The sequence below is a fragment of the Salicibibacter halophilus genome (assembly GCF_006740705.1).
Classification (GTDB): Bacteria; Bacillota; Bacilli; order Bacillales; family Marinococcaceae; genus Salicibibacter; species Salicibibacter halophilus.
Window position 1 is genome coordinate 2,609,540 of sequence record NZ_CP035485.1, and the last position, 21,280, is coordinate 2,630,819.

The 21,280-nt window shown below is 41.1% G+C and carries 19 protein-coding genes, 1 tRNA gene and 4 pseudogenes; 17 read left to right on the forward strand and 7 right to left on the reverse strand.

Going from position 1 to position 21,280, the window contains the following annotated elements:
- Nucleotides 1-37 precede the first annotated feature (37 nt).
- The 7 genes from EPH95_RS12705 (at nucleotide 38) to EPH95_RS12735 (ending at nucleotide 7,604) form a co-directional block, all read left to right on the forward strand.
- Complete coding sequence (locus EPH95_RS12705; protein WP_142090454.1) at nucleotides 38-1,198, forward strand: substrate-binding domain-containing protein; 1,161 nt, start codon at nucleotides 38-40, stop codon at nucleotides 1,196-1,198.
- A gap of 39 nt (nucleotides 1,199-1,237) precedes the next feature.
- Nucleotides 1,238-2,404: a levoglucosan dehydrogenase gene (locus tag EPH95_RS12710; protein ID WP_142090455.1), complete on the forward strand. Its 1,167-nt coding sequence runs from the start codon at nucleotides 1,238-1,240 to the stop codon at nucleotides 2,402-2,404.
- Nucleotides 2,405-2,474: 70 nt separating this feature from the next.
- Complete coding sequence (locus EPH95_RS12715) at nucleotides 2,475-3,974, forward strand: sugar ABC transporter ATP-binding protein (protein ID WP_142090456.1); 1,500 nt, start codon at nucleotides 2,475-2,477, stop codon at nucleotides 3,972-3,974.
- Nucleotides 3,955-4,899, forward strand: coding sequence for an ABC transporter permease (locus EPH95_RS12720; protein WP_142090457.1), 945 nt, complete (start codon nucleotides 3,955-3,957; stop codon nucleotides 4,897-4,899). The genes EPH95_RS12715 and EPH95_RS12720 overlap by 20 nt, the downstream gene beginning before the upstream one ends.
- Before the next feature lie 31 nt (nucleotides 4,900-4,930).
- A complete protein-coding gene (locus EPH95_RS12725) occupies nucleotides 4,931-6,043 on the forward strand; it encodes a Gfo/Idh/MocA family protein (RefSeq protein WP_142090458.1) in 1,113 nt (370 codons plus the stop codon).
- Entirely contained in the window at nucleotides 6,043-6,447 is a 405-nt protein-coding gene (locus EPH95_RS12730) for a sugar phosphate isomerase/epimerase family protein (protein ID WP_142090459.1), read from the forward strand. Before EPH95_RS12725 ends, EPH95_RS12730 begins: the two co-directional genes overlap by 1 nt.
- 194 nt (nucleotides 6,448-6,641) lie before the next feature.
- Complete coding sequence (locus EPH95_RS12735; RefSeq protein WP_142090460.1) at nucleotides 6,642-7,604, forward strand: ROK family protein; 963 nt, start codon at nucleotides 6,642-6,644, stop codon at nucleotides 7,602-7,604.
- Nucleotides 7,605-8,046: 442 nt separating this feature from the next.
- On the opposite strand, the pseudogene EPH95_RS19270 reads toward EPH95_RS12735, so the two are convergent.
- Nucleotides 8,047-8,199: pseudogene (locus tag EPH95_RS19270) on the reverse strand (recombinase family protein); the annotation flags it as partial.
- A gap of 120 nt (nucleotides 8,200-8,319) precedes the next feature.
- Here EPH95_RS19270 and EPH95_RS12745 point away from each other — a divergent pair.
- On the forward strand, nucleotides 8,320-9,813 hold the full coding sequence (locus EPH95_RS12745) for an IS5 family transposase (protein ID WP_142088887.1): 1,494 nt from the start codon (nucleotides 8,320-8,322) through the stop codon (nucleotides 9,811-9,813).
- Between the two features lie 227 nt (nucleotides 9,814-10,040).
- A pseudogene (locus EPH95_RS12750) lies at nucleotides 10,041-10,513 on the forward strand (Glu/Leu/Phe/Val family dehydrogenase).
- 427 nt (nucleotides 10,514-10,940) lie between these two features.
- Here the strand turns inward: EPH95_RS12750 and EPH95_RS12760 are convergent.
- Together EPH95_RS12760 and EPH95_RS12765 are read right to left on the reverse strand one after the other, a co-directional pair.
- Nucleotides 10,941-12,092 carry an NADH-dependent flavin oxidoreductase gene (locus tag EPH95_RS12760; RefSeq protein WP_142090461.1) on the reverse strand — a complete coding sequence of 384 codons (1,152 nt, stop codon included), beginning with the start codon at nucleotides 12,090-12,092 and terminating at the stop codon, nucleotides 10,941-10,943.
- 59 nt (nucleotides 12,093-12,151) lie between these two features.
- A complete protein-coding gene (locus EPH95_RS12765) occupies nucleotides 12,152-12,565 on the reverse strand; it encodes a MarR family winged helix-turn-helix transcriptional regulator (RefSeq protein WP_142090462.1) in 414 nt (137 codons plus the stop codon).
- A gap of 675 nt (nucleotides 12,566-13,240) precedes the next feature.
- Between EPH95_RS12765 and EPH95_RS12770 the strand changes: the two genes are divergently transcribed.
- The 4 genes from EPH95_RS12770 to EPH95_RS12785 all read left to right on the forward strand — a co-directional run bounded on the left by EPH95_RS12770 (nucleotide 13,241) and on the right by EPH95_RS12785 (nucleotide 16,099).
- The gene (locus EPH95_RS12770; RefSeq protein WP_142086371.1) at nucleotides 13,241-14,470 is read left to right on the forward strand and encodes an IS110 family RNA-guided transposase; all 1,230 of its coding nucleotides are present in this window, start codon (nucleotides 13,241-13,243) and stop codon (nucleotides 14,468-14,470) included.
- A gap of 413 nt (nucleotides 14,471-14,883) precedes the next feature.
- On the forward strand, nucleotides 14,884-15,108 hold the full coding sequence (locus EPH95_RS12775) for a hypothetical protein (protein WP_142090463.1): 225 nt from the start codon (nucleotides 14,884-14,886) through the stop codon (nucleotides 15,106-15,108).
- A gap of 130 nt (nucleotides 15,109-15,238) precedes the next feature.
- Complete coding sequence (locus EPH95_RS12780; protein WP_142090464.1) at nucleotides 15,239-15,625, forward strand: DUF4467 domain-containing protein; 387 nt, start codon at nucleotides 15,239-15,241, stop codon at nucleotides 15,623-15,625.
- A gap of 120 nt (nucleotides 15,626-15,745) precedes the next feature.
- A complete protein-coding gene (locus EPH95_RS12785; protein ID WP_142090465.1) occupies nucleotides 15,746-16,099 on the forward strand; it encodes an RpnC/YadD family protein in 354 nt (117 codons plus the stop codon).
- A gap of 26 nt (nucleotides 16,100-16,125) precedes the next feature.
- Here EPH95_RS12785 and tnpC read toward each other — a convergent pair.
- From tnpC to tnpA, 3 genes and pseudogenes are all read right to left on the reverse strand, one after another.
- A pseudogene (gene tnpC, locus EPH95_RS12790) lies at nucleotides 16,126-17,708 on the reverse strand (IS66 family transposase).
- A 62-nt stretch (nucleotides 17,709-17,770) separates the two neighbouring features.
- Nucleotides 17,771-18,124, reverse strand: a complete 354-nt coding sequence (gene tnpB / locus EPH95_RS12795; protein ID WP_142087553.1) for an IS66 family insertion sequence element accessory protein TnpB — start codon at nucleotides 18,122-18,124, stop codon at nucleotides 17,771-17,773.
- Complete coding sequence (tnpA, locus tag EPH95_RS12800) at nucleotides 18,118-18,468, reverse strand: IS66 family insertion sequence element accessory protein TnpA (RefSeq protein ID WP_227003902.1); 351 nt, start codon at nucleotides 18,466-18,468, stop codon at nucleotides 18,118-18,120. The genes tnpB and tnpA overlap by 7 nt, the downstream gene beginning before the upstream one ends.
- Before the next feature lie 63 nt (nucleotides 18,469-18,531).
- Here tnpA and EPH95_RS19915 point away from each other — a divergent pair.
- The 3 genes and pseudogenes from EPH95_RS19915 to EPH95_RS12820 form a co-directional block, all read left to right on the forward strand.
- Nucleotides 18,532-19,012 (forward strand): annotated as a pseudogene (locus EPH95_RS19915) (DUF4351 domain-containing protein); the annotation flags it as partial.
- 332 nt (nucleotides 19,013-19,344) lie between these two features.
- Nucleotides 19,345-19,893 (forward strand): tyrosine-type recombinase/integrase, encoded by a 549-nt coding sequence (locus tag EPH95_RS12815; RefSeq protein ID WP_142090468.1) that lies wholly within the window; start codon nucleotides 19,345-19,347, stop codon nucleotides 19,891-19,893.
- Nucleotides 19,842-20,393 (forward strand): site-specific integrase, encoded by a 552-nt coding sequence (locus EPH95_RS12820; RefSeq protein WP_160141762.1) that lies wholly within the window; start codon nucleotides 19,842-19,844, stop codon nucleotides 20,391-20,393. The genes EPH95_RS12815 and EPH95_RS12820 overlap by 52 nt, the downstream gene beginning before the upstream one ends.
- Nucleotides 20,394-20,484: 91 nt before the next feature.
- On the opposite strand, the gene EPH95_RS18890 is transcribed toward EPH95_RS12820, so the two are convergent.
- Nucleotides 20,485-20,588: transfer RNA gene (locus EPH95_RS18890), tRNA-OTHER, on the reverse strand.
- A 350-nt stretch (nucleotides 20,589-20,938) separates the two neighbouring features.
- Between EPH95_RS18890 and EPH95_RS12825 the strand changes: the two genes are divergently transcribed.
- On the forward strand, nucleotides 20,939-21,265 hold the full coding sequence (locus EPH95_RS12825; RefSeq protein ID WP_281393584.1) for an ArsR/SmtB family transcription factor: 327 nt from the start codon (nucleotides 20,939-20,941) through the stop codon (nucleotides 21,263-21,265).
- The last annotated feature ends 15 nt before the right edge of the window (nucleotides 21,266-21,280 follow it).

Consider the following 21,280-nt stretch of genomic DNA (forward strand, 5'->3'; position numbering starts at 1 on the left):
TTTTTGGTGATATTCCAAATACGAGGGAGGAAAGATTGTGAAGGTGTTTCGAAAGCCTTTTGTTGCCTTATCTACAGGTTTGATTCTGTTGACAATATCAGCGTGTGAAACTGAAAATTCAGGGTCTGCAGGAGGAAATTTGGAGGACGCGGAAATTGAAGGTCCGTTAACGATTAATCCTGAAATCCCTGACGACTCTGACATTGTGAGTAAAGGTCCACATGGAGAACAAGCCGATTCTGCTCATGAACTGGAATTATCGGAAGAAGAAATCCAGGAAATACGAGATGGTGAATATACAGCTGCAATAGCTATGCATTATGCAGGAAATGATTGGTCTCAGGCTCAAATTAATGGACTAGAAGACACTTTTGAGGAGCTGGGAATCGAAATTACTAATGTAACAGACGCACAATTTAGTGTTGAAAAACAAATGAATGATATTGAAACAATTTTGGCAAACCAACCAGATATTTTAGTAAGCATTCCAGTGGATCCTATCTCAACAGTAGGGGCGTATCAACTAGCATTGGACGCTGGGGTTGATCTAATTTTCATGGACGAAGTGCCAGAGGGATTTACCCCTGAAGAAGACTATACAAGTGTGGTTTCAGCTGATAACTTCGGTAACGGTGTAGTGGCTGCTCATTTAATGGCTGAAAAACTAAATGAGGAAGGAGATATTGGAGTAATTTATCATGACGCAGACTTTTTTGTAACAGCACAGCGTGTGGAAGCATTTGAACAAACTATAGAAGAAGATTATCCAAATATTAATATCGCTTCTCGTGATGGTATTGGGGAGCCAGAGGACGGTGAAAGTGTAGCATCATCTATGCTTACAAGAGATCCAAACTTGGATGGAATGTTTGTTGTATGGGACGTACCAGCAGAAGGGGCAATAGCAGCAGCGGATAGTGCTGGACATGATGATCTTGTTATGACAACGATTGATCTCGGGGCAAATGTTGGTCTCGATATGGCAAGAGATGGTAATATCCAAGGTGTTGGGGCGCAACTTCCTTATGATCAGGGAGTAGCTGAAGCTATATTAGCAGGGTATGAAATACTTGATAAAGAGGCGCCTCCTTATGTTGCAGTACCAGCACTAGATGTAACAAGGGAAAATATTGATGAATCTTGGAATCTAATCTACAACGAAAACGTTCCGCAGGATATTGAGGATGAAATGGATTAATTCATCTTCATTTCTACTAAAAGGTGAGGAGGTTTTTTCATGAAATTCCTAAATGTAGGGTTAATTGGAGCAGGGTTTATGGCAAAGGCGCATTCGATGGCATACGCTTCAATGCCAATGTTTTTCTGGCCGGCAAAATTAATCCCTTATAAAAAAACAATAGTTGATGTGTCGGACGATTTGGCGCAGGAAGCATCTGAAAGATTTGGATTTGAAAACTATTCTACCGACTGGAAGGCAGTAGTTCGTGACCCAGAGATTGATGTGATAGACATTGTGACTCCCAACCATTTACATGAAGAAATTGCTATTGAAGCTGCTAAAGAGGGAAAACATATTATTTCGGAGAAGCCGTTAGCGAGGAATTCTGAAGAGACACAACGTATGCTCGAAGCTGTTCAAAATGCGAATGTAAAGAACATGGTAGCTTTTAATTATCGTAAAACACCTGCTGTTGCATTAGCAAAGAAGTTCATTGATGAAGGCAGCATAGGAAGAATTTTAAATTTCCGTGGTACCTACCTTCAGGAATTTTCTGCTGATCCAAATTCTCCACTCTCTTGGAGGTTCCAAAAAGATAAAGCAGGTTCGGGGGCGCTAGGGGATATTGGAACACATGTTATTGATTTTGCTCATTACCTTGTTGGCGACATTAGTCATGTGATGTCCCTTACTAACACCTGGATAAAAGAACGGCCCGTGCAATCAGGAGGAATTGATAAACTTGGAACGGTTAAATTAGAAGATGCTGAGAAACAGCCTGTTGATGTTGATGATGAAATATCGACATTGTTGAAATTTGACAACGGTGCTATTGGAAGTATTGAAGCAACCCGTAATGCTTGGGGACGCCAAAATTTTCTAACCTTTGAAATCCATGGGGAGAAAGGTTCTCTTTATTTTAATTATGAACGCCGAGATGAATTGCAAGTTTCTTTTGCTGATGATCCAGATGATAAAAAAGGCTTTAAAACAATCTACACAGGCCCTGCTCACCCTTATGGTGAGGGGTTATGGCCAATTCCAGCACTTGGCATCGGTTACAGTGAAACTAAAATTATTGAAATTCATGATTTCTTTAAAGCTATTGTGGAAAATAAAGAATGTTCTCCTAGTTTTCTGGATGGACATAGAATCGCGGTGGTAAGTGATGCCATTCTAAAATCAGCTGAAAGTGAAAGTTGGGTTCCAATAAAATTTCAATAATGCTGTTACTCTATGGCTAGACTGACATTTATTTAGTCTAGCCTAATAGCTTATTCAAAGGGGACTAATAATGACAGTACCATTTTTAAAAATGAATGACATTAATAAATCTTTTGGTGATGCTCACGTTTTGCAAGGTGTTGATTTTGAGGTACAACAAGGTGAGGTTCATGCCTTAATGGGGGGGAACGGAGCTGGAAAAACAACATTGATGAAAATTCTTGCAGGTGTCTATAACTATGATAGTGGTAGCATTGAAATAGATGGTGAGAAGGTTCATATTAACGAGCCAAAGGACGCCAATAAAGCTGGTGTTTCGATGATTTTTCAGGAATTCAGTCTTGTGCCTAAATTCTCTGTAGCCCAAAATATTTTTCTGAATAAAGAGCCTAGAACAAAACTGGGTTTTATTAATGAAAATAGGATGATGCAAGATAGCAAAGAATTGCTTGAGGAGATGAATATTAAACTTTCACCTGAAACGCGTGTTGAAGATTTAAGCGTTGGGTATTGGCAAATGACAGAAATCTCCAAAGCTGTCTCTAATAAAGTCCATATCTTAGTTATGGATGAACCGACCTCTACCTTGTCTTTATCTGAAACAGAAACCTTGTTTAAATTAATAAATAACCTTAAGGAAAAAGGAATTACTATTATATATATATCTCATCGTCTTGATGAAATATTTAAAGTTTGTGATAAGATAACGGTTTTGCGAAACGGAAAACAGGTAGCGACTGAATCTATAGCAGATACTGATCTGGAATCTGTTATTAACCATATTGTTGGAGGAAAATTAAAACAGGAGTTTGAATGGAAAGAGCGGTTAGTGGATTATAGTAAATCTCCACTTATCGAAATTCAAAATATACAAACCCTGACCAAGTTGGATAACGTGAGCTTCTCTCTATATCCAGGGGAAATTTTAGGTATTGCTGGTTTAATGGGAAGTGGTCGTACGGAAATAGCACGAGCTTTGTTTGGCATGGATAGAATAGTGGAAGGTCGGATTTTTATTCAAGGGCAAGAAGAACTCTTAACATCTCCTCAGTTAGCAATGAAGAAGGGAGTTGCCTTAGTACCGGAAGATCGTCGCAATCAAGGGTTAATTCTGGATCATTCTGTGAAATCCAATGCAATTCTTAGTATTTTAAAAGAACTTACCAGAAATGGAATAATCAAAGAACAAGAATCTAACAAGTTGGTTAATAAGTATGTAGAAAAACTCAATATAGAAACAGACCATATTAACAAAACCACTTCACTGCTCTCAGGCGGAAACCAGCAAAAAGTAGTATTAGCTAAGTGGTTGGCAACAAATCCAAATATACTTATTTTAGATGAGCCTACAAACGGAGTAGACATTGGTGCTAAAAGTGAAATTATTCAACTCATTAGAGAAATTGCAGATGAAGGCAAAGGAATAATCATTATCTCCTCTGAAATGACACAGTTACTTTCAATCAGTGACAGAATACTAATAGTGCAGGAGGGAACAGTAGTAGACACATTATACAGAAGTAATATTGAGTCAGAGAGGGAGTTAGAACATGCTATCCAAAAAGTTTAAGATATTAGATTGGCGCCAAAACATAGTATATATAGCTTTTATTTTAATATTCATATTGTTTGCTATTACTTTAAATGATCAAGGGTTTCTAACCATAGAAAACCTGCTAAATATTGTAAGACAAACTACTGTTATTACTATAATGGCAGTAGCCATGACATTCGTGATTAGTTCGGGAGAGATTGATTTATCTGTGGGGTCTATTGCCGCGCTTTCATCATTAACAGCAGCCCTTGCCTTGCAGTCTGGGGGATTGATTCTTGGTATTATTGTAGGGCTTGGAACGGGTTTACTTATCGGTCTCATTAATGGTCTTCTCGTTTCAAAATTTCTTATTCCATCTTTTCTAGTCACTCTGGCTATGATGGAAATTGGAAGAGGGTTGGCGATGTGGATTACAGACACTGCTCCAGTGCCGATTTTAAATGAAAGTTATTTATTCTTGTTCGGTAATGGAACTATTTTTGGTATTCCTAATTTACTTATTTGGGTAATTTTCATCGCAACTATTGGATACACCCTATATAATAAGACTATTTTTGGGAGACAAACACTTGCGACTGGGGGAAATGTAAACGCTGCTAAATATTCTGGAGTAAAGACAAGTCGCATTAAACTACTCGTATTCATGGGGTCAGGTATGATGGCCGGGCTTGCTGGAATGCTTTATGCGGGGAGACTTCAAGCCGGACGTTTTACATTTGGAGAAGGTGATGAACTTTCTGTGATCGCTGCGGTTATTCTGGGAGGTACAAGTCTTTTTGGTGGTATAGGCACTGTTATTGGTACTGTTATAGGTTCTATTATGATTGGAACAATTAATAATGGTCTGATTTTAATGGGATTAGATGTCAGTCAGCAAATGTTTGTTCTGGGAATCATTCTTATTTTAGCAGTCGCTTTTGGTCGTAAAGCAAAAAAATAGAGATATCGTATGGAAAGGATGAGGATGAGAAATGAAAATCGGTATTATGGGCACTGGTTTTTCAGCACATTCACATATGGAAGCGCTTAAAAGATTAAAAGGTATTGAGATTATGGCTATTTTCTCTAGAGATATAGAAAAGGCCAAGAAAATAGCAGCACATCTCCAGATTCCGAAGGCTTATGATGATCCATATAAGCTTGTTGATGATCCCGATGTGGAAGCATTGCATAATTGTACATCAAATTACATGCATTATGAAATCAATGCTTATGCTTTAAAAAAGAACAAACATCTGATGACAGAAAAGCCCCTTGCGTTAACAATCGGTGAATCTGCTCATCTCAGGGATCTTGCGTTTCATTCTGATGGGATTAGTGGAGTATGTTTTAACTATCGTTTTTTTCCCATTGTCAAACAGATGCAGACAAATATTCAAGCTGGAAAGGATGGTTTTCCTCATCTTGTGAAAGGAAGCTATACTCAAGATTGGATGTTATATGAATCAGATTATAACTGGCGGTTAGATCAATCCAAAAATGGATCATCAAGAACAGTTGCTGATATTGGGTCACATTGGTGCGATACCGTGCAATACATTGTAGGGAATAAAATTACTTCTGTTTTTGCAGATCTTCATACGCTTCACGCTTACCGTTTTGGTGAATCAGAGAAGTTCGCTGTGGAAACAGAGGATGCTGGACACGTGCTTGTACGTTTTGAAAACGGAATGAAAGGAAGCTTTACGGTTTCACAAGTAACCGCAGGACGCAAAAATCATTTTGATTTTGAACTTTCATTAAAAGATGCTGCCTATTACTGGAACCAGGAAAATCCAAATAGTTTGTGGATCGGTAAGCGAAATGAGCCGAATCAGGAGTTGTTAAAAGATGCTGCACTTTTGGATTCGGAGAGTCGTACCCTTGCTCATTATCCGGGTGGACATCAAGAAGGATGGCCAGATGGATTGAAAAACTTATTTATTGATTTTTATAAGACTATTGAAGGTGATGAGAAGAAGTCTGGAAGTTTTGCTACTATTGAGGACGGGCATCAAATTATGCAAATCATTGATGGGATTATGAAAAGTCATAAAACAGAACAATGGGTGTCTATTGCTTCAAATGATGGGAGGAATTCATAATGAAAATAGGTTTATTTACAGTCCTGTATCAAGACCTGACATTTGAAGGTGTTCTGGACAAACTAGCTTCTTTAAATGTAGAAGCCGTAGAGTTGGGAACTGGAAATATGCCAGGGAATGCTCATTGCAATATTGATGTTTTACTCGAAAGTAAAGAAAAACGAGAAGATTTTTTGGGAAAGCTTGAAGAAAAAAATATTACTATCAGTGGGTTGAGTTGTCAGGGGAATCCCTTACATCCTGAACCTACAATAGCAAAAGAACACCATGATACTTGGCGAAAGACTGTATTGCTTGCGGAGAAACTAGGAGTAAATGTCGTCAACTGTTTTTCTGGTTGCCCTGGAGATCATAAAGATGCAAAACATCCCAATTGGATTACCTGCTCTTGGCCACCGGAATAATGTGGTGGGCGTAAAGGGGGGCACCCCGAGATACGTACAAGATCGCATATGGAATAAAACGTAATATCCCCTTTTTATAGGTGTAGGAACTTACACAAAACAGCCATGAGATTAGGGGATGTTGCAGGCATTTCAAGAAGAATGTTTATAAGTTTCGCTGTAGTGGTAATTAGTTAGATAAATGAGGTATTAATATGTCAAAATATGTTATAGGAGTCGATATTGGTGGGACATTAACGAAATTCGGTTTATTTACCACTGGAGGCGAAAGGGTTGATCAATGGAAAATGACTACCAACAGTGAAGATAACGGTAAGCATTTATCTAGTCACATTGTTAAAAACATCAAAGAGCGTTTTGTAAAGCATTCCATTACTGAAGATAATTTGACTGGTATTGGTATCGGTGTGCCGGGTTTCATCGATGAATCCTCCGGCGTCGTCGATGTCGCCGTAAATATCGGATGGGCAAATTATCCATTAAAAGCGATTCTAGAAAAAGCCTTTAATGTACCTGTTTTTGTTAATAATGATGCGAACCTGGCAGCGGCAGGTGAACATTGGAATGGGGCGGGAAAAAGATCTGTATCAACCTTTTTCATCACCCTGGGAACCGGGGTTGGCGGTGGATTAATCGCTAATGGTGATCTCGTTACCGGCGCTAATGGGACCGCCGGTGAGATAGGTCATACACTTGTCGTTCCTAATGGACGTTTATGCACATGCGGACGAGAAGGTTGCCTAGAAGAGTATGTGGCGTCCAAAGGGTTGCGGCGAAGCTTGCGTAACTATCTCCGCAACTTCGAAGGTTCAAGTTCATTACATAAAGATAATGAAGCCATCGATATCTATGAGGCAGCAAAAACTGGTGACACGCTTGCGGGGCAAATCGTCAATGAATCTGCTTATTATTTAGCGTATGCCGTTGCGAATGCGGTGATGATAATCAATCCGGAAAAAATCATTATTGGTGGAGGGATGCCTGCCGCCGGAAATATATTGTTACAACCATTAGTTATCCAATTTAAACGTTTCGTTTTAAAAGAAGCCGACAAAAATTTATCATTTGAATTTGCCCAGCTTGGCAATGATGCAGGCATTTACGGCGCATCGTGGCTTGCATTGAAACGGCTTGGTTATTTTTGTCATCAAGACTGATGTTGGACATTAGAGATTTTGGGACACGAAGAGTGTTACTGGATGTGGTATGTCTTCGATATATGGATGGGACTCGAGTTATTCCCATTCATGAGTAACCTTTCACCTAATACATATAACCTATATATAACCCCCCTCATAAGATAAGCTGTTGCCCCCTTGCATATGGAAAGAGGAAGAAGATTTAAATGACGATGAATTTGTTCGTTGGGCCATTGAGATTATTGATGAGCAGTTAGTGGATAAAAGATTTGGATAAGATTCACAGCCATTGGAACAACCTTCGTTCCAATGGCTGTGATAAATTATGCTTTATTAGCAATGGCTCACTTTTCCGCATTCACTGGCTCAGATGTCGGGGTAAAGGTAGCATCTGACGATTTTACCGCCATCTACCCTTAAATCAGACTAAGTGGTTGTAGCACTAAAATAAAACATTGAGCTAGCTGCTCTTTGCTTCTATATATTCCCTCATGATTTTATAAAATGTGTTTTTCTTTAGTTCTAACATATCCATAAACATGACGCCTGTAATGTCTCCGTTTCTCCATTTTAGATGGTTTTCTTCAATGATCTGCATCTGTGTCTTACTTAGGTGCTGCTGAATAGATAAAAATTCCCTTATTAACAAGGATTTTCGCTATTTTTGTCGAAGTAAAGTGCAAAGGAAAGTCTACAAAGAGACGAAAAAACCTTGCACCTGGAGGACGAAATCATGTATCACCATTCGGAACATCAAATGCTTTTACCCGATGACTTTTTTCTACCATTCGGTGGCCGATTGAACCCGGATAACCGTTGGGTCGTGCTGGCAAGCTTGATCCCGTGGTGGAAAGTAGAAGAAGCGTATAAGGAAACCCTCAAGGACCTGACACAAGGGAATCAAGCGTATTCGGTCCGAATGGCTCTGGGTGCCCTGATTATCAAAGAGAAACTAGGCACGAGTGACCGTGAAACCGTCGAACAGATGACCGAGAATCCGTACCTGCAATACTTCCTTGGCCTGCCTGAATTCACTGAAACAGCGCCTTTCGATGCTTCGACCATGACGCACTTTCGTAAACGTATATCCCGTGAGATGATCGATCAAGTCAATGCGTGGATCGTGGAAGACCAACAATCTCAAAAAGATAGTGGCGATGGCGATGACGATGATGATCATCGCGGAACGCCTTCATCTTCAGCGCCCGCTGAAGAAAAAAAGAAGGAGACAGACGCCGCGGAGACACATCAAGGAAAGCTCTTGATCGATGCCACGTGTGCACCTGCAGCTATCACCTACCCAACGGACTTGAAACTTTTGAATGAAGCCCGTGAAAAGCTGGAAACGATGATTGACGTGTTGCACGAACCATTCCGTGGAAGCCGGAAGAAACCTCGAACTTACCGGAACCAAGCTCGAAAGTCTTACCTGTCCATTGCCAAACAGAAAAGCCCGAAACGCAAGAAGGTACGGAAAGCGATTCGAAAGCAGCTAGGCTATGTGGAGCGAGATCTCAACCATCTGGAGAAACTGTCTCTTCAATCCGGACTCGACCGACTCAGCCGTAAACAGTACGGTGAACTCTTTGTCATCCAAGAATTGTATCGCCAACAAAGGCAGATGTATGATTCAAAGACCCACCGCATTGAGGATCGGATCGTTAGCATTCACCAACCTCATGTTCGGCCGATTGTTCGTGGAAAGGCCCATACGAACGTGGAGTTTGGCGCCAAGTTGTCCATGAGCCTGGTAGACGGATGGGCGTTTCTCGACAACTTGCAGTGGGATGCGTATCACGAAGCCGCTGATCTTCCTGGCGCCGTGGAAGCCTATGCGCAGCGCGCTGGCGTTTATCCCGAAGCTGTTTTGGCGGATAAGATTTATCTCACACGCGAGAACCGAAAGTACTGCAAGGAACGCGGGATTCGCCTAACGGGTCCCAAGCTGGGCCGTCCTCCCAAACAAGAATCCAAAGAACAAAAGCAGATCGAGAAGCAGGATGCCGCAGAACGAAATGCCATCGAAGGGAAATTCGGTGAAGGAAAGCGCACCTATGGCCTTGGTCTTATTCGAGCATGCCTTCGAAATACCAGTGAAACAGTGATTTCCCTCCAAGTGCTCGTCATGAATCTCTCGAAAGCCCTTCGGGAGCATTCTTTTTTTATTTTTTTCATGTATTTGGTTCAGGACGTTCGATGTTCAGAAGGCTCCCCCAAGGTTGCGTGAATGAACGGTAGGTCATTCAGCAACCCCTATATTAAAAAAGCCAACCCGGGTGCTTGAAGTTTCGATACCTATCCGAATGGACAATTAAGTGGCTACAATATTCTAGGCATGTTTACCGGGAAACCGATTATCATCGGCGGCTCCGAGGGACGACTCTCCGCCACAGGGAGGGGAGTGCCTTCACCATTAGGGAAGCCGCTAAAGTGCTTGGAATGGATATAAGCCAAATGACGGCGGCTATCCAGGGTTTTGGTAATGTTGGCAGTATGACTGCAAAATTTTTACACGAATTAGGGTTAAAATTATTGGTATCACCGATGCGAAAGGCGGTATCTATTCTAAAGATGGTTTAGATATTCCTGCATTATTCGTTCAGGAAGGAAAAAGTGTTTCTGACTATACAAAAGCAGATTCCTTAGCACATGAAGATTTGTTTGGTTTGCCCGTTGATATTCTGGTGACCGCGGCTGTCGAAAACCAGATTACAAAAGACACAGCACCCAGCATCAAAGCTAAAATTGTTGCAGAAGCAGCTAATGGCCCTGCTACATCAGAAGGGGACAAAATAATTTTATGTAATGACGGTGGGGTGACGGTATCTTATTTCGAATGGGTTCAAAATGAGATCAACTATTATTGGAAAGAGGAGGAAGTGAATCAAAATCAAGAAGGACGATCAAACTGTTGTGTTGGAAAATAGTGAACTGAGCTATGATTACTTGGTTGTAGCTTTAGGTTTTGAATCCCATGATTTTGGTATCAAGGGGATGGATGACTATGCGCTTTCGTCACTGCAAATGGAGAACAGTTGCATATGTAGCCTTAAAATAAAGTTTAATCAAAAATAACTCACAAGCCCGTATATTACTGCAAACAAGAAGAATCCATTTGGAAAAAAGATTGATCAAAATGGATTCTTTCTTGGTGTTTTGGTGTTCAATTTTTATAATAAAGTTTGATCATTTTCCATTTGTGTTATTCCACAAACGCGTCTCGTTAATTGAAGAAAAATAAAGGTTTATCCTTATGAAGACACGTATTCATAAAAACGAATAATTGTCAGGGCATTGAGAAAAGAGGTGCCAATGATAAACAATAAGTGGCGTTTTTCGCGTTGGCTTAAAGGATTACTTACCATCAGTTCTTGGCAATGAATAGAGACCTTTATTAAATTGTTCCCATAAATTCGGTGGTAAATCATGGTTATCTTTTCTATAAGGGTCGAATTCTGACATGATTTCGTCCGCTTTACCATTTTGAATTTTATTAATGAAATTATGATCTAATAGAATCTCTCTACCTAACGCTATTAGGTCAATATTTTTTGTTTCTATAGCTTCTAATGCGTCTTCAGCAGTAAATATGGATCCAATACCAACTAATGGCATACGACCGTCAATCCATTCGTGAAGTAATTTAATTCTTTCTTCGCCTTGATACTTACCTTCACGCGTTTTAGCATGTACGTTCATTAATGAAACATGTAAGAAGTCTAACGGTTTTTCAATTAAATGTTTCACCAATTCTTCTGTGATTTCCATCGTTATACCTGGTGTTTCTGGTTCTTCTGGTGAGAACCTATAACCAACGATGAAGTTCTCATCTGCATGGGTTTTAACCGTATTCACAACCTCATCGACAATTTCCAATGGGAATTTCAGTTTGTTTTCGCCCCACTCATCATCACGACGATTATAATATGGTGAAACAAATTGTTGGATGAGATAATGGTTTGCCCCGTGTATTTCTACACCGTCAAACCCTGCTTCGATCACTCTGCGTGTTGCCTCGCCAAATGCTTTAATGGTGTGTTCAATTTCTTCTTGAGTAATTTCCCTGGCATGATGTTCCTCTTTTTCATAGGATGGACTATGTTTCTCATCACCTTGTAAAGTTATAGGACTTGGCGCAACGACATCTCCATTTGGTGTTAAATAGGGCATTGACTGCGCCCCGCCATGATGGATTTGTACAATCGCTTTTGCTCCATTTCTCTTCATCGCTTTAGCTAATCGTTTTAAACCATCCAGTTGTGAATCATGTGCAACGGAAGGCTGGCCAGGAAATGCCTTCCCCAAATCATTCACATTACTAGCCGCAGAAATAGCTAATCCTACATCTTTAGAACGTTTTTCGATATGATCAATTTCCACATCAGAAATTGTTCCATCATCGTTCGAAGATATATGAGTGAGTGGTGCTAAGACAAATCTGTTTCTTAATTCTACTTTGTTGGGTAGTGTTACTTTTTCAAATAATGGTTCAAACTTCTTATCCATTGCTATAATGCCTCCTCGTAATGACATATATCCTTCTTGAACAATCAGTATTAACAGCCTTATTCAACAAGCCTTTTAATATTTTGTATATCTTTCTCACTCAACCGAGACTGTAAGTGATCATTAATGACCATTTCCATCTCATGAATGCAATGTTCTCCTTTTTTCATGAGGAAGACATCAATTGATCGCTTATCATTTACATACGTTTGGCGTTCAACTAACGCCCCGCCTCGATATTTTTCAAGTCTTGTAACTAAGCGTGATAAAGCACTATGGCTAAGGCTCACTTTTGGAACTAAATCTGATAACTTCATCTTATTTTGTTCTGATTGTGCCAAGTAATACATAAGGTAAAATTCTTTAATTCCTAATTGAAATTGCTCTTGAAGTTTATAATCCATTGCTTTCAGTAAACGATCGTGATATTTCGTCAGATTAAGCCAAGCATTAAACAACTCATTATTATTCATGATTATAATCCTTTCAAGACGGCATGAGCCTCTCTTTTTGAGGCTTTAAAGGCAGTCAAAGACCTTCGAATGCTAAGGAATTTTATAAAGCATTCATCCTTGATTACGTTTAGTAGGAGTCCAGCGTGGTGATTCGCCATCTTCTGGGTAATTGACTTCAGACGGATACTGAATTAATTCTAGCAACATACTTGATATTATTAAGAATAAGAGAGCGACATTGCTTTATCAATTATTCGGGAAATAACGAAATGATAAGCAAAAAACAACCTTACAGATCTTTTTTTATAATAAAACACAATTCTCTCCTCGTATAGTAAGTTTAAGCCCTTCAAATCTTGGGCAAATTCCACAAGATATTTTGTAGATTCATATGGTTTTTCCTTGGATGTCTCTAGATATTTCTAGATAATGATCATAGGATCATTTGGGACAATTCTTTTCTCTCCTGTGGTTCGACCACAACTAAAGACTGTCTCTCAGTGTACGTGCGGCACTTCCTACTCGCAGGCTGAGCCCTCGGCCTCTTGAACTCAGGGGAAGCAGCCCCTGGGGCGGCTTTCAATGCCGATGGAGTTCTGATACACGAGGTTGATGATCGGCGTTCACACTAGAGATATCTCGAGGCGTCCAAAGAACGACCGAATGATTCTACAATGAAAGGAGGAATCCCCCATGCGAATGTTTGTCGGGCTTGACGTTAGCTCGTTTGATATGAAAGTGTGTGTGCTTGATCAAGAAGGTGATCAGCTTTCGGTTTTTACGGTTTCCAATGACTGGCCGGGTGCCCAGGTGCTCAAAGAACGGTTGCTCGAGCTCTTGGCCGATACAGAGGTTGACATCCTAAAGATCGGTCTGGAGTCCACATCCGTCTACAGTTTTCATCCATCCATGTTCTTGCATGATGACGATGATTTAAAACCCTATGGCGCCCAAGTCTTTGTGATCAATCCGAAGCAGATCGCCAACTTTAAAAAGAGCTTCGCAGACATGAACAAGACCGATGAGATTGACGCCTTTGTGATCGCCGATTATATGCGTTTCGGGCGCAATCAGATGTCCGTTGTCAAAGAAAGCCAATACGTGGCTCTCCAGCAGTTGACACGTTCGCGTTATCACTTGACCAAAGCGATGACGAAAGAGAAACAACACTTCTTGCAGCACTTGGAGTATAAATGCAACACCTTTTCCAAAGAAGTGGATTCATCGGTGTTTGGCCATGCTATGATGGAACTCTTTCTTGAAAAATACAGCCTGGATGAACTTGCCCAGCTTCCGCTTGAGGACCTGGCTCGGTTTCTTCAAGAGAAAGGGAGAAATCGTTTTCCCGATCCGGAAGCTGTCGCCGCATCCATCCAGAAAGCCGTCCGTTCATCGTACCGATTGGACAAAGTGGTCGAAGATTCCATCGATGTACTTTTAGGAACGTCCATTGAGCTCATTCGTTCCTTCCAAAAGCAAATCAAGGCGATCGATCAGTCCATTACTCGAATCATGAAAGGACTGACGCAGACGCTGGAATCAATCCCGGGCATTGGTCCGGTCTTCGCCGCAGGCATCATTGCCGAACTCGGTCAGATTGACCGGTTTCCCGATGAAACAAAAATAGCTAAATATGCGGGACTGTACTGGCGAAAACACCAGTCCGGGCGGTTTACCGCCGAAGATACTTCACTGACACGTCAAGGGAACCATTATTTGCGTTATTACCTCGTTGAAGCCGCCAACTCGGTACGAAGGCAAATTCCGGAATACCAAGTCTTTTATCAGAAGAAGTATCAAGAAGTCCCGAAACATCAACACAAACGTGCACTCGTGCTCACGGCAAGAAAACTCGTGCGATTGGTGGATGCGCTGCTACGCAAAAACCAACTCTTTACGCCAGAAAGGGGCGTGAACCTCTGACCGACATCGGCTGAGGGCTAGCCTTTCATTTTACCAGTATTTTACATTTTATTACTGGTGTTGTTCAGTGCGCGCTTTTTTCGCCTAAATGTCCTTTGACAACTTCATTTACTGTGATTTTGAACTTGACATATTACCGCAGGTCTATACGTATTTCTTTTTGACGAGAGTAAATCTTAATTTATCTTTCTTATTGATACCATAACAAATATTATATGCATGTGCAAACAAATTTCAAGATTAACTTCTATAACTAGCCAAAGAGATGTTCAAAATTAATTAGCGAAAAATGTTCATTTTTACTTGACGGTCACAACCCTGCGGATATTTTAGATTTATAATCTATCGATCTAGTGAAAGGGGATGGTCAATGATGAAAAGTTAGCGGTTATCTTTGGATAGAAAATTCTCATGTGAAAAATGAGACACAAGCGCTACAACAAGAACTTAAACAGGTGCAAGATGAAGAAAACGAGCATGAATATCATGGACAGGCAGGGGATGTGGCTGAACGGTTTGTGGAGGCTTATTTTGATTATGAAGGTCAGCCTGTACGTGACGATGTTGAACCGTATGCGGACGTTCAGGTGTTGGATGATCTCCAATTTAGCGAACCAGAAATGGGGATGATGATATAGAGCCAGTCCTATCAAACGTCGATAATATGGATGTTTATTACGGTGATTCCACGGAAGATATGCAGGAAGTGGGATCCTATTTAATAATATTGTTGAGGTTGACGGAACGGAAACAAGTACGTTTTCCGTATTGGAAATGGATGTCTCTTTGGATGATGGTGCATGGCAAGTACAAGAATTACATGAAAAAATTAATGGTTATGCCTGTTTTGCGTTGGTTTTAGTCGGTTGTGGTTCTGAATACGATGAGGTGATTGATGAAGCAATCACCTATTATCATGAAGAAAATGCAAATACGGATGAAGAAATGGAAATAAGAGAAAATGCAGATATAAAAGTTTGGGAAGATGGTCGGTATATCAGTGCTGTTTTTTATGATAAAGAAGGAAATGAGGAAGGTGATTTTATTATAGAGGAGTTGAGAGGAAATTTTACAGATTTAAGGGGTGATTTAGATGCTGCAAGGCAATCACCCAATCCTGATTACCAAGAACGTTTTGGGGAGGAAATTGATTAAGATGTTACAATGTAAATAAAAAAGTGGAGGTTAGACATGTCAAAAGATAATCGTGAAAGTCGAATTGACCATGACCATTTATTCAAAGAATTGCTTCAAGAATTTTTTGAATAATTTATCGTGTTATTTTTTCCGAATATCTACGAAGAAATCGACTTTGCCCATTTGAACTTTTTAGACAAGGAATTGTTCAACGACGTACAGAGAAGAAAAAGCAAAGAAGTAGACATGGCTGTCGAAACCAAGCTTAAAGGCGAGGATAGCTTAATCCTCATTCATCTGGAGCAGCAGGCGCAATACGAAGACGATTTTAATGAACGAATGTTTTTGTATTTCAGCCGTTTACTGGAGGAAAATCCCGGTACACGGATTCTTCCCATTGCTCTGTTCAGCTATGACGATCAAAATAAGCAGGAACCGACCACGTATGAAATGACGTTACCGTTTCGTAAGCGTCAAATAATCCCCACCTAATAACAGGCGGGGATGTCATGTATGCTTTATTTAGATTGATTAGGGACGAAACATTCTTGCGGGAGTGTTTTGGACCATGGCAGAAGTTGAGCCAATTGCGCTTGATCTGTTGTATCCATATTGGGAAGTTCCTCAAACAAATAGCTAAGGTAGTGGAATGGATTCAATCCGTTTTCCTTGGCTGTCTCCACAATACTATAGATCATCGCACTGGATTTTGCTCCCTTTGCGGTGTTGCTAAACAGCCAATTTTTCCTCCCCATCACAAACGGCTTGATGGATCGTTCGGCTCGATTGTTATCGATCTCCAATCGGCCATCCTCTAAAAATGCCTCTAAACGCTCCCATTGGTTACGACAATATTTAATCGCCTTGCCAAGCGCACTTTTTGGTAATACATGTGGCGTTTGTTCTTGAAGCCATGCCAAAAAAGCCTCCAGTACGGGCTGGCTGCGTTCCAAACGCTTTTCATAGCGTTCTTGTGGACTTGCGTCCTTTAAATGGCGTTCAATGTCAAAAAGCTGATTGCAGAAGGCCAAACCTTCTTTCGCTTTCACAGACGTCGTGGCTGCGGATTCAGGCAATGCCTGCAGCGCTTCCGTGAATTTACGACGCGCATGCGCCCAACAGCCGACCAAACGGACATGGGGAAGGCCATTGTATCCTGCGTAACCATCGACATGCAGGTAGCCCTGAAAGCCATCCAGGAATCGGCGGGGATGCTTATTCGCCCGGGTCTGCTGATAATCGTACAGCACCATGGGCACATCGGCTTGTCCGGAGCGAAACAGCCACATATAGGACTTCGATGTTGCCGATCGTTCCGGTTCGGATAACACTTGTAAGGTTGTCTCATCCGCGTGTAAGGCATCCAGCTCTAATAGTTGGGCATGCATTTCGTTGTAAATCAGCTCGAGCCACGTGTTGGCACCGGACATCATCCAATTGGCCAGAGTCTGGCGGGGGATAGATACACCGAAACGTTCCAGGTGTTTCTCTTGCCGATACAAGGGCATGCCTTCCACATATTTCTGGGTCATGGCATGAGCCACGGCGGATGGAGAGGCTAAGCTTCCCGGAAATGCCGGTTCCGGCATCTTCGCTGTCACGATAGGCGTTTCGATGTCATGGCGTTCACAATGGCGGCAGCCATAGACATGGCGGACGTGCTCCACGACTTTCACTTGCGCTGGAATGACCTTTAATTCTTTTCGCACGTCCGTACTCATATCGTGTAGGGCTCCGCCACAACACGAACAGACCTGCTCCTCATCGGATAAATGATAGTCCATCGTTTCCGTCGGCAGGTTTTCGAGCTTTTGTTCGCGTTGGCCACGCTGTTTCTTGCGTTTATATGTAACCGTTTCGACCGTTGATTCTTCAACCGTCGGGGTGGATGTACCTTCGACCTCATTGAAAAGAGAGAGCTGGTCTTCATCGGTCTTCTCACTGGAAGATCCGAATCTGCGTTGTTGGCTTAGGCGAAATTGTTCTTCGTACCATTGGACTTTAGCCTCCAACGCCTCTTTTTCCAGCTCAAGCTTTTCATTTTGCGCTCGATAATATGCAATTGATGGGTTTGATGATTGCGCTGTATGTGCCATACCATAAGTATACGGAAAAGCATCCAACTTGCCCAGTCGAATGCCCGTATTTCTAAATTTCAATGTTCTATAGAATGGTACGCGCTTTGACCTCCCGATGGGCCTGCCTCTGCTCGATGGGCAAACCATCCAGCAGCCACCGAAGTTGGCGCGGACTGATGGTCATGGGTGCCGTTTCTGTTTCCGATGGCCAATGGAATGTGCCATTTTCCAACCTGCGGTAATGGAGCCAAAAGCCGTTGTGCTCCCACTGCAGGATTTTCAACTTGTCACGTTTCCGATTACAAAACACGAACAGACAAGGGGAAAAAGGATCGAGATCAAAGCATTGTTGGACAATAACGGCCAGACCGTCGATCGATTTGCGAAGATCCGTGTTTCCCCGAGCCAGGTACACGCGCTCGAATGATACATTCAACATTGGCTTCGCAACACATGAATGATATCGGATAATAACCCAACATGGGCGCCCGGCCTTACTTCGACGGAGATGGCACCGTAGTGAATAAAGATAGGTTCCGATCCTCCGGAAGGTATAGGATCATCATCGTCGACTTGGACCGTCAGCCATTGGGTTGAATCCGGTTCCGATGATATCTTGTCATCCTTGAATCGCTGGACCCAATAATACATTTGATTGACGTTGATGTCCTGCTCACGACACCATTCGGCCACACGTTGTCCGCTTTCTTTCCAGGCATCATACCGAGCTTTCCACTCGATTCTCTTGTCTTTCAGCGTCATCACATAACCTCCCGCAATCATTTCTAAGGCGATTATGGCACGGATGACTTTTGATTCCTATGTGTATTCTATTTGACGCTTACACCGTTTCTTGATGTCGTCAAATTTAATTATCTGACGGTCGAATTAATAAAACTTAGTTGGCGGGACTTCATTCGACAAGATAATCCGGTAGCAGGTGCATTGTTGAGCAAGATGGGGTATACTAAAGAGGAAAAGATCGAAGTCAAGAAAGAATTTTTACGGATGCTTGTGAGACTGGACCTTGATCCGGCACGCAATCAGCTGTTAACCACATTTTTTGAGACGTATTTAACACTCACTGACGAGGAAGAATATACATTGCAGGAAGAAGTCAAAACATTTAAATCCCGATGAGGAGGCGAAGGTTGTGGAATTGATGACGTCTTATGAACGTAGAGGGATAGAAAAAGGGAAAGAACAAGGGATAAAACAGGTAGCCCTAAATTTGCTGTCCGATGGCATGGATGTACAGAAAGTGGTTGAATTAACGGGATTAACAGAACCAGAGGTGAAGGAGTTAAAAAACCAACAAAATGATTAATCATTTTCATCAATGGAAGGGTCCTTTCGTTTAAATGCGAAGGAGCCTTTTTATTTTACAGATTAAAAGCCGTTACAGTAAATGCAAATTACTGCTATATTTCATGATTATCCGACATGTGCTCGATTTTACCTAAACAAGATCGTCCTAAAGGATCGATTTTGTTAGGACAAAGAGATGGGTGTTTCCCGTTGCAGAAACGAACGAGTTCCTAAAGCAATGGATTCAGGAACAGCCGCACGAATAAAGAATTGAATTATAGGAGAACAGTTTGCTATGCTCTTAGTGTATGTAGCTGTTCTCCTTAATTTTTAAGGAGATGATGGGAAAATATGGCAATTGAAAAGATTAAAGAAAAAGGAATGGTCGTAGCGTATCTTTCCAATGTCTACTATAAAGGCAGGCGTTACATTGGGGCAAGAAGACACTCAAAGAAAGAAGCTGATTTAGATGGAGCGGAACAAAAGAGGGATTTACTCACAGGCAACCATCTTGAAGAGTCTCGAAAAACATTAAAAGATGGCTTCGATGATTACATGACGTTGGTTGCGCCTAAACGTTTAGGTTCGTTTGCAATACAAGGCGCAGAGTCCTATTTTAAAAATCATATTGAGCCTGTGTTCGGATTCCGGGAGATGACAAGCATCAAATCCATTGAGATTCAAAAATTTCTTGTGAAAAAAGAAAAAGAGTTAGCTAATGCCACTGTTATCAAAATGTACACGTTGATAAATCAAATCTACAAGATGATGCTTCAGTGGAATGAATTAAAAGTGAATCCCTTAGATGGCGTACAAAAGCCACAACCTGACTTCAAAGAAAAAACCACGTGGACGAAAGAAGAATGCCACCTTTTTATCTGTTGCGCAGGAATATCATAGTTATATGGCATTTCGGCTTGCGCTTCTCGGAAGTTCTCGGTTTGCAATGGCAGAACATCGACTTTAACAATAATACCTTACATGTCTATGAGGCTTATCATGAAAAGGAAAAAGAATTAGGTCGATTAAAAACGGAATCTTCTCGACGAGACATCCCGATTTCCGATCAACAAGCAGAATATTTAAAGCAATATAAAGAGAATCAAACGCCAAAATCCGATGTTGTTGTTGTGAACTTACAAGGTGGCTATATGATGAAGCGAAATCTGCGGCGAGCGATGCAACGTATTTGTGAACGTGCCGAAGTCAAACAGATCACGTTCCATGAGTTACGGCACACACACGCCACTTTAATGCTAGAAATGAATGAACATGTCAAAATTGTTCAGCAACGTTTAGGGCACGTTAAAGCTGAAACAACTATGGACATTTATTCGCACGTCCGCCCACAGGTGCATAAAGATTCTGCCGAACGTTTCTCGAACTTCTTTAATGCATGAAAAAGTGAGGGTGAGCAGATCATGTCGTCACTGTCCCGTCACTGCAATTCATAATGCAAACATGAGAAAAAGCTGAAAACCTTGATATGACTGGAGCTTCCTGCCGGATTCGAACCGGCGACCTCATCCTTACCATTGATGGGAAAGGGTTAAAAATCGTTTTTGATCATTTTACCGTATCACCATAATAGAAGCCCCAACCCTTGATATAAAGAGATAATTTTGGACCTCTTATAATGAACAAAGATCGTATTGTGCCAAAAAATGATCCAGTTTCGAATGTTTTGGTGCCAAATTTGTGCCGCTATTGTTTTATGTAATTAAGTTCTTTACTTGGAAAAAAATGTTGTTTGCTGTGAAATAAAATTCTATACTGAAACTGGTTGTTACCCTTAAGCAAACGGTATTATTGAATAAGGATTTCTCGCTAATGTACACAATTGCTGAAGAAGAAAGAAAGAATAAATCAAATTAACTTGATATATTATCGGTGTTTGTGCTATCGTTAACTGGATCAATAATATTTGATTAAGGTGGTGGATGATTTGGATGCAGTATCACCCGATGAACTTTCCATTAATACTTTAGAGAAGTATGAACATACGTTTAAAGCTTTAGCAGATAAAAAACGATTGCATTTACTTCATCTGTTGAGTAGAAGAGGAAAAACTTGTGTCTGTGACCTGACAGAAGAGTTAGATATGAGTCAATCGAAGCTTTCATACCATCTGAAAATACTGATGGATGCTAACCTTTTGGTTAGGGAAACCAAAGGTACATGGAGTTATTATGAGATTAACGAAGTGGAAATGGATCGGGTGCTCTCGGATGAATTATGTTGTGTGTTTAAACCTGGATTCAATAAGTGTTAGTAACTTTTTGAATCC